Origin of the sequence: Pseudomonas sp. PSB18 (assembly GCF_014596565.1) — a bacterium.
Lineage (GTDB): Bacteria > Pseudomonadota > Gammaproteobacteria > Pseudomonadales > Pseudomonadaceae > Aquipseudomonas.
Genome location: NZ_NOIN01000003.1, coordinates 733,434 through 743,247 on the forward strand (window position 1 = coordinate 733,434; position 9,814 = coordinate 743,247).

Sequence of the window (9,814 nt, forward strand, 5' to 3'; positions counted from 1 at the left end):
ACGTCATTAATTTTAATGCCGTGCACGCCTGTTCATTCAGCTCCGCGATTCCAGATCCAGCATCAGCCCGCTCAGGCGCTTGACCTTGCGTCGAACCGCTTCCTCGAATATCCCCGGCCTTGGTTCGATCAGGCTGAACCACTGCTTGGCCCGGGTAATGGCTGTGTACACCAGCTCTTTGGTCAATACGGGGTTCAGCGCATCCGGGAGTATCAGGGCCGTATGGGTGAATTCCGAGCCCTGGGATTTATGCACGGTCATGGCATACACGGTTTCCACATCATTCAAGCGGCTGGGCAGGACGAAGCGCACACCACCCTGTCCGTCGTTGCGAGGGAATGCCACGCGCAGGACCTGCCGGCCCGCATCCGGCCCATCACGTTCGGGCAATTTGAGGGCAATCCCGATGTCACCGTTCATCAACCCCAGACCATAGTCGTTGCGGGTCATCAAGACCGGACGGCCTTCGTACCACTGGTGATCGCTGCCGATAAGACGGGCCTTGAGCAACGCTGCGGTCACTCTCTGGTTCAGCCCTTCGACACCCCAGGGGCCTTTACGCACGGCGCAGAGCAGTTGAAAAGCATCGAATGCAGAGAGGACTTCCCGAGCCCAATCGACCCAGCAGGCATCCTCCAGTGGACGGGACGCCACCGGCCGTCGTTGCTGCAGCAGGCTCAGGTAATGTCGATAACCCTGGGGGCCTTCTGCCTGGCCTTCAAGCAGCAAGCGCTCCAGCGCTCCATCGTGCTCACCCTTCAATGCCAGGGAGAACAAGTCGGCATGTCGCTTGCCCACCAGCAACTGGCGTGCCTTTTCGGGCTGCTGTTGGTTGACCCATCGAGCCAGTTGGCCGATACCACTGCCCTCGCCGAAGCGACGGGAGTGCCGGAGCATGACCACTTGCTGTGCCAACGGATGAGTGCCATCGAGGTCTTGCTGCAAATCAGCGGCCGACAGGTCTTCGCCGCTGACCGACTCAAGCCAGGCTCGGGTTCGGGCGTTGTACCAACCCTCCTCGGCATCCCGACACAAATCCGCCAGCACCGCACCGGCCTCCACCGAGGCCAATTGATCCTTGTCCCCGAGCAGCACCAACCGCGCATGGGGCGGCAGCGCATCCAGTAGATTGGCCATCATCTCCAGATCGATCATGGACGCCTCGTCGATCACCAGCACATCCAATGGCAACCGATTCCCCCCATGGTGTCGAAAATGCCGGGTTCCAGGCCGACTGCCCAACAAACGATGGACTGTGGTCACGTCGCAAGGAATCCGCTCGCGCACGGCATCGGGTACATCCAGGGTCCGGACCTGCTGGCTGATGGATTCGGTCAGGCGCGCCGCCGCCTTGCCGGTAGGCGCCGCCAAGCGAATCCGCAGCGGCTTCCCGGCCTCGACGGCAGGCGCTTGAAGCAGCGCCAACAAACGCACGACGGTGGTGGTCTTGCCGGTGCCCGGACCGCCGGTCACGATACTGAAAGCCCTCCGGGTCGCCAGGGCACAGGCCAGTTTCTGCCAGTCGATCGGACCTGCAGGCGCGGCCGGACCGAACAGTCCGTCCAGGCGTTCGCCCAGATCGACGGGGGCGGTCTCCTGTTCGGCCAGCCGTTGACGCAACGCCTCATCGATCCGCCGCTCGTAGGTCCAATAGCGCCGCAGATAAAGACGTTTACCGGACAGTACCAACGGGCGTTGCCGCGCCTCCTCGCGCTCATCGGCAGCCAAGGCCACCAGACGGCTGGAGGCCAGGGTCTTGCACCAATGAGCCCCTTCCAGGGTCCGCAATATTTGCGATGGCAACAGCATCACACCGGTTTGCGAATCCCCCTCGGGGGGAAGCGACAAGGCAAAATCCGGTTCCTTGAGCGTTTCGAACAGGTCCAGGCAGACATGTCCGTGGCCCAGCTGGTGACTGGCAAGCGCCGCAGCAAGCAGCACCAATGGATCGTCGTCGGGCGCCAGCTCATGAAGGAACGCAACGAAGGCTTTGTCCAGGGCACGCAGCCAGCCGCGCTCGACCCAGCGCGTCAGCAACAGCAGCAGATCATCCGCACGGTCCAAAGGCGCCAGTTCGATCAGGCTTTCGTCATCCGATGATGTGGGCAGCAGATCGACAAACGTCCGACTCATAGCAATTCTCCCTGTACCCATGCTGGCTCAGCCTTGGGCTCGGGCGCCCCTTGGAAAAGGCGATCCAGTTGTTCGATCAGTGCTCGCGCAGGCTTGGTGAAATAGACCCCTTGACTGGCCGCACGGGTACCACGAAGAAACAGGTACAGCGCACCGCCGACATGTCGGTCGTAGTCATAGTCGGGCAAGCGCGCCTTGAGCTGACGATGCAGCGCCAACAGGTACAGCACATATTGCAGATCGTAGCGATTGTCGAGGATCGATTGCTCCATGGCTTGAGGGGTGTAGGCCGTGTCATCGCTCCCCAGCCAGTTGGATTTGTAGTCCGCCACGTAGTATCGCCCTTCATGCTCGAACGTCAGGTCGATGAATCCCTTGAACATGCCGTTGAGCATGACCGGTTCCGCGGCGACGCGGGCCACACCGCCATGGGTGAATCGGCAAACCAGCTCATCAAGTTTGAGCACATCGACCTTATGGCTGGCGAACCAGAACTCCATCTCGACCTGGAACCGGATCAAGCGCTCAAGCACCACCGGCTGATCGTTGCCGATGCGCATGGGCGTTGCTATCAGGTGCTGCAACCAATCGCTGAGCGTCGTGATCCAGCCTTTCCAGCCCCGACGATTGCAACGTCGGGCAATGGCGTCTTCGATGGCCGTTGGCGCGACGGCAAACCCTTCGCCGGCGACCCACTCCAGGAGGCCGTGGAGGAAAGTGCCGGGATTGGGTCCGCGAGGGAAGCGGTGAATGTCCCCCCCGATGGCGACGACTTCCCTGGGCGCATCAGGATCAAGCCGCTCATCGTCGAACAGTTTCTGGGCCTGGGGATCTTCCGGCGCCGTGTCGCTGCCTGCACTCAGGATCTCGCCGATGCGCAAGGCGCTATACGAGGCGATCCACCAGTTTTCACTGGCTTTGCGTACCGGCCTCAAGGGGTCGAGCAGCACGGCTTCGTTGCGCGGGGGACGGTAGCGTTCGTCGGTGGCCAGGGGCATCTCCTGGCAACTCACCGCAGCACTGCCTTGTTGCAGGTCTTCCAGCCAACGCCGCAACTGCACCGAATCGGGCAGCGGCATACCGCCGCCCAACAGATACCCCAGGGCAGACAGATGCAGGATCGAGCTGCTGTTATTACCCCGCTTGAGATCGGCAACCCCCAGCCAACAGGCATGTTGCGCGCGGGTAAGTGCCACGTAGAGCAGGCGCAGGTCCTCGGCCAGACGTTCGTCATCAGCCTTGGCGATCAGTTCGGCGGAAGGCTTCAGGCTGATCTGTGCCTTGCCGGTTTCATCGTGGTAATGCAACGGCAATCGGCTGCCATCCACCGGCTTCGTCGAACAGATGAACGGCAGGAATACCAATGGATACTCCAACCCCTTGGACTTGTGGATCGTCACCACCTTGACCAGTTGCTCATCGCTTTCCAGGCGCAGGATCTGTTCTTCTCCGGCCTGACCAGACAAGGCCAGGTGCTCCGACAGATGGCGGATCAGGGCCTGCTCACCATCCAACTCACCGGCCGCCTGTTGCAGGAGTTCGCTGAGGTGCAGCAGATTGGTCAGCACCCGCTCACCCTCATTGCGCGCCATCAAGGCCTGGGGCAGCTCGAAGTCATGCAGCAGTCGCCGCAGCATGGGCAGCACCCCCTGGGTGCGCCAGACCGTACGGTAGCCACGGAACTGCATGACCCGTGCCTCCCAGGCCAACTCATCCTGGTTGAGTCGCTCCAGCTCCGTGAGCGGCAGGTTCAACGTGATGCTCGCCAGCGCAGCCCGCAATGGCCGCTCGACATCCGGCTCGGCACAGGCCCTGAGCCAGATCAGCACGTCACGCGCTTCCTGCGAGGCAAAGACCGAATCCTTATCGGACAGATAGACACTGCGTACCCCTCGCGCGGACAACTCGTCCCGCACCGCCTGCGCCTCTTTACCGTCCCGCACCAGGATCGCGATATCTGCGGGCAACAGCCCACGCAGCGCTTTTCCATCCTCGATGAAACCGTCGCGCCCCGACTGGCCGCCGTTGAGCAGCGCCGTGATCTCACTGGCACAGGCAGCCGCCATTTGCTGCCGATAGACCGCACCGGAGAGCGGCTTGTCCGACGGCAAATGCCAGATATTCAAGGCTGCAAGGGGCTCGCCCGCGATCTGCAAGGACTCCTTGCGGCCCTGGGCATCAACGGGCAGGAACGGCACCGGGTTCTTGTCCGGTGCTTCACGAAACAGGAATGCCCCGCGCCCGCTCGGACGGGATTCGGCGTTCTGGAAAATATGGTTTACCGCGCCCACCATGGCGTGGCTGGAACGGAAGTTGGTTCCCAGGGTATGCAGCCTGCCGGCGGTCGCCTCACGGGCACGCAGGTAGGTATGGATATCGGCGCCACGAAAGGCATAGATGGCCTGTTTCGGATCACCGATCAGGAACAGCCCCGTCTCGGGGTTGTTGTCTTCAATTCGGTAGATGCTTTCGAAGATCCGGTATTGAACCGGATCGGTGTCCTGGAACTCGTCGATCAACGCGACCGGAAACTGCTCGCGTATCAGGCTCGCCAGACGTTCGCCACCCTCGGCCAGCAGCGCCGCGTCCAGCCTCAGCAGCATGTCGTCGAAGCCCATCTCCGCGCGTCGGCGTTTCTCTGCCTCGAAGCGCGCGCCCACCCATTGGGCCGCATGCTGCAACACCGCTGCATCCGGGGTGGGCAACGCCTCCAGGCTGGCCTTGAGACTGGCCATGGCCTCCAGCCCTGGATGGCTGGGCACTTCGCCTTTCCAGGCCTCCGCCATGCCTTCGGGGGTCAGCCGCGTAAACCCGGTACCGATATCCAGGAGTTCGAGGCTCTCGTCATCCACCCAGGCGAAGATTTTCTGAAACCACGGCTCGAAGTAGCGCGCCTGCATCTTGCGCCCGTCGACGCTCTTGTTGGCAACGCCTTGCTGGCAGATCTCCAGCAGCTCCACTGCCCATTGCCGCCAGGGCGCCTTGAGGTCGAGCAACGCGGTACTGCGTTCCTGAAGCGACGCCAGGATGAGCTCGGCAGGCTCAAGCCCGTCACCGTTGTCACGCTCGCTGGAAAACAACCCCCTGACCCGCGGCAACAGCGCAGCAGGCCCTCCCCAATGGGTGCGCACCCAGTTCAGCGCTTCACCCTGCATCGAGTAGCAGAACAGCCGCCAATAATCGCGCAGTACTTCGCCAAGCAATTCGCTGTGATCGGTTTCCAGGGTTTGGGTAAACAGGCTGCCGCTGTCGAAGGCGTGTTCACGCAACATCCGCTGGCACCAGCTATGAATGGTCGAAACCGCGGCTTCATCCATCCATTGCGCAGCGATGTCCAGCCGATTGGCGCAACCGGGCCATTGCGCTTCGTCGAACTCGTCACGCAACTGGGCGATCAGTGAATCGGGGGCCGGAATCTCATCCCGAAAGAAACGCGCGGCTTCGGCCAGGCGCGTGCGGATACGTTCGCGCAGCTCCTTGGTAGCGGCGTCCGTAAAAGTCACGACCAGGATTTGCGGAGGAAGCAGTTCGCGACCGAATCCGGTCGCCGAGCCGCCATGGCCCAACACCAGCCGCAGGTACAACGCGGAAATGGTAAAGGTCTTGCCAGTACCCGCACTGGCTTCGATCAATTGGCTCCCGCGCAGGGGAAACGCCAGGGCCAGAGGTGTCTGCCGACTCATGATTACGCCTCCTCGCCGATTGCGGAACGCCATGGAGCCTCGAACAGCGGCCGATAAAGCGCATCGCACCAGTCAGGAAATGTCTCGTCTGCCGTCAGGGCATCGAAGTCGGCAAACTGCCGGGCCAGGGCCGGACTCTCCCGCCGCTCGCCTTCAGAAGTCAGCCCATCGCCTTCGTAGGTTTTTCGGGCCGCCGCCTCGGCTTTATCCGGATCTGTCTGGCCAAGCCAGGCGAAGGCGGTTTTCACTGCAATCGGCAACGGCTGGCGCATGCCTGACTGCCAAGCCTGCAACAGGTCACTGAGCAGTCTTCGCGCCACAGCTTCTTCAAACGGTGCCAGCAGCAAGCTGTCATCACTCGCCACCAATGCGGTGGTCATCGACAGCCCGCTGGCGCACGCCACGAGATGATTGACCCAGGGACGTATCAGGCGGTGCCACTTCCGGGTCCTGACGGAACCGATGCTGTTGGGTATGGCAGTGATGGCAAGGACCGCGCCGTCGGAACGCTGGTGCAGGCCGCTGAGCCATCCTTCGACACTGACGTCATGCAATTGGAGACTGACAGGCACTGCGCTGGTCAACGGGGTGGGCCATAACGCCAGAAGTTGCTGATAACGCTGGAGCAGATCCGGCAGGGGCTCGATCAGTTCGCGTTGCATGCACTCACCGAAACCCGCCATGGGTAACAGGCCGCTGTTCTGCAGGCGCTTGGCATGGGCCTCCAGGGCCAGATCCGGCTGGTCCAGGCGCACCAGGGCGGCTTCCAGCAAGCTGTCGCTCAGGCTATAGCGTTGCAGGGCATCGAGCACGAAGGGCTCGTCATCGGCCAGCGGTGCTTCGATGGCTTCGAAGAACACCTTGAGTCGCTGGCTGAAAAAGTGGCGAACGGGGTTGCGCAGGAAGTCCTGCAACTGTCCGAGGCTCAAGGGCTCTTCCTGAACATAGGGCTCCAGCACCTGGGCATTGCCCGTATGGTCCTGATTGTCGTGAAGCATCCGCCATTCACTGGCATAGCTGAACAGGTCATTACCCTGGAGGAAATAACGAGCGCTGAACGGTTGCAGGGGATGCTCCTGGGTCAGTGCCCCGAGAAGGTCCTTGCTGTCGTCCACCAGCCGCCAGCCGCTGGCCAGATGATCCCGCAACTGACCGATCAACACCGATGCGGGTCGGTCGCTGTTATCGCGGATACTGCGCCCTACCCAGCTTATATAGAGTTTTTCCCGGGCCGACAGCAGCGCCTCCAATAGCAGATAACGATCGTCCTCACGCCGGGAGCGATCACCGGGCCGATAGTCACTGCCCATGAGATCGAAGTCCAACGGCGGCTGGGCTCTCGGATAATCGCCGTCGTTCATCCCCAGCAGGCACACCAGATTGAAGGGGATTGCACGCATCGGCATCAAGGTGCAGAAGTTGACCGCTCCGGCGAGAAAGCGCTGGGACAGTCGACCTTGGTCCAGCCCTGCCAGCCAAGCCTCGCGTACCACCGTCAGCGGCAATTCATCCTGCAGCCCCACCGACTCGCAGGTTTCCAGCCAGGTCTCGCGCAGGTCTTCAAGCTGAGCCAGCAGATAGTCGTCATGCTCACTGCTCGCCTGGAAAAACAATTGCATCAAGTCCCGCAGACGCGATCCCCACACCTGTGGGGATGCGGGCTCGGTGAGCGACTGATGGGCGACTTCCAGCGCATCCAGTAAAGCGGCCAGGGGGCCGATCAACGCCGCGTCGAGGCCACCGATTTCGTCATAGGGTTCGATGCCGTCATAGGCGTCCGAACTGCCGACGGCATATCCCAACAGCATGCGTCGCAGACCAAACCGCCAGCTGTTCTGCTCAAGCTCAGCGGGCAGCCCGAGCCCGGCGCGATGTTCGGCGTTCATTCCCCAACGAATACCGGCGCCCTCGATCCAACGATGCAGTGTCGGCAAGTCGGCCTCATCGAGGTCGAATCGCTTGCGCAGGGCCGGGACATCCAACAAGTCGAGGATCTCGCTGACGGGAAAGCGGCTATCGGGCAGCTTCAGCAAATGCTCGACGGCAATCAGCAATGGATCACGTCCACGCTGCCCCTGGTCGGTCAGGGTGAAGGGAATGAAGCGCGGATCCGTCCTGTCGAGCTGACCGAACACGGCACGGATATGCGGAGCATAACTGTCGATGTCCGGGACCATGACGATGATGTCCCGAGGACGTAGCGTCGGGTCTGCGCTGAAATGGGCCAATAACTGGTCATGCAGAATTTCGACTTCGCGCTGGGCGCTGTGGGCGACATGGAAGCGGATCGATCCGTCTCGCGCCGTATCGACGGCAGGCCAGCGCTCCCGGGTTTCAGCCAGGGGGCGCAGCTCAAGGATGTCATCCTGCAACTGGCTGAGCAGGGTCGTGGGATTGCTGTCACTGAACAGGTCGATTCGGCCGTCGCGAAACACCGAGCGGTAGCGATTGGGGTCGTCATAGCTGTCGAGCAGATTGATATAGTCGCGCCCTTGCTTGCCCCACGCCGCGAGTAATGGATGAGCATGTTGATGCAGGGATTGCGGATCGAGGATAACGGGCATGCCAGCCTTGCGTGCCTGGCGCTTGTACTCGTGACGCAACAGGTCCTTGTCGGCCACGATGTCCGCCCAGTGATGACGACAAGGGTTATGGACGCACAGGAGAACCTGGCTGAACCGTGACAGACCGGCCAGCGCCTCGAGGGCCTGGGCCGGTAGTGAGGAAATACCAAACACGATCACCCGTGCAGGAAGTCCTTTCGGAGCGGCTTCCAGGCTGTTGATGCGTTCGATGTACCGTTGATGGACGCCCGCACGGCTTTGGGCCATGCCTTCTTCTCCCACATCCACCAACAAGGCTCGCCACAGCTCGGCTTGCCAGCAATTAGCGGGCGCAAGCGCCTTGATTTCGCCTCGGACATTTCTCGTCTGGTGCCGGCCCTCTGCCCAGTCCTCCAGCCAGTCGGCCCGGTACACCTGATACTGGTCGAACAGATCGGCAAGGCGCTCAGACAACTGATAGCGCTTGCGCAGATCCGTGTCGTGGGTGAGGAACCGACGCAGGGGCTCGAAATGAGGCTGCTCGATCAACTGCGGCAAAAGACGCATCAGTCGCCAGGTGAGGGGGGCTTTATCCAGCAGCGACTTGGCCGGAATCTCGTCGCGCCCCAGAACCGTTCGATAGAGTTGCCACATGAAGCTGCCGGGCAGTTGTACATCAATGGCAGCCGCAATGCCGCAGCCGCCGGTATCGTCGTCTTCCGGATCCTCGGCCAGTGCCAGCTTGAGCCATTGGGCAATACCGTTGCTCTGTACGAGTGCAATTTCATTCTCCAGCGGGGCCAGCGGATAACGTCGCATCAAGCTGATTACCAGGCTGCGCAGCTCATCGAGGCGATTGCCATGAATCACCATGAAGGCTGGGCTGAGGGACGTTGCGTCCGGCATAAAGGCATCCTTGAAAATGCAAAAGCTAGGGCCGAACCTTAGCACTGTCGGGGGGTTGTGGCAGCCGGGAACGGTCCGCGCTTGTCGTCAGAACTTTCCTGCGGGCAAAACAAAACCCCTACCTGCGTCAGCAGATAGGGGTTTCGGAATTTAATCTTGACGATGACCTACTCTCACATGGGGAAACCCCACACTACCATCGGCGATGCATCGTTTCACTTCTGAGTTCGGGATGGGATCAGGTGGTTCCAACGCTCTATGGTCGTCAAGAAATTCGGTAGCCAGCGCGTGCCTTACGGTCACGTTCCAGCGAATGGGTATGCGATAGTTTGTGTGTTGCTGCTGAGCGGTTCGAACTTTCGGTTCGTTTCGTCTTCACACACCGCAATCTGGTGCCCTTGCGCTTTTCAGCTCGGAGCCAACAAATTGCTTGGGTGTTATATGGTCAAGCCTCACGGGCAATTAGTACAGGTTAGCTCAACGCCTCACAGCGCTTACACACCCTGCCTATCAACGTCGTAGTCTTCGACGGCCCTTCAGGGAGCTCAA

3 protein-coding genes and 2 rRNA genes are annotated in these 9,814 nt (G+C 61.2%); all 5 read right to left on the minus strand.

The annotated features are described in order from the left end of the window. Positions 1–36: 36 nt before the first annotated feature. Positions 37–2,133: an exodeoxyribonuclease V subunit alpha gene (recD, locus tag CGA22_RS11010; protein ID WP_041020927.1), complete on the minus strand. Its 2,097-nt coding sequence runs from the start codon at positions 2,131–2,133 to the stop codon at positions 37–39. Further along, a complete protein-coding gene (gene recB / locus CGA22_RS11015; RefSeq protein WP_041020928.1) occupies positions 2,130–5,816 on the minus strand; it encodes an exodeoxyribonuclease V subunit beta in 3,687 nt (1,228 codons plus the stop codon). The genes recD and recB overlap by 4 nt, the downstream gene beginning before the upstream one ends. Positions 5,817–5,818: 2 nt before the next feature. Continuing rightward, complete coding sequence (gene recC / locus CGA22_RS11020) at positions 5,819–9,265, minus strand: exodeoxyribonuclease V subunit gamma (RefSeq protein ID WP_041020929.1); 3,447 nt, start codon at positions 9,263–9,265, stop codon at positions 5,819–5,821. Positions 9,266–9,419: 154 nt separating this feature from the next. Next, positions 9,420–9,535, minus strand: a 5S ribosomal RNA gene (gene rrf / locus CGA22_RS11025). Positions 9,536–9,706: 171 nt separating this feature from the next. Then, positions 9,707–9,814: ribosomal RNA gene (locus CGA22_RS11030) — 23S ribosomal RNA — on the minus strand; the annotation flags it as partial.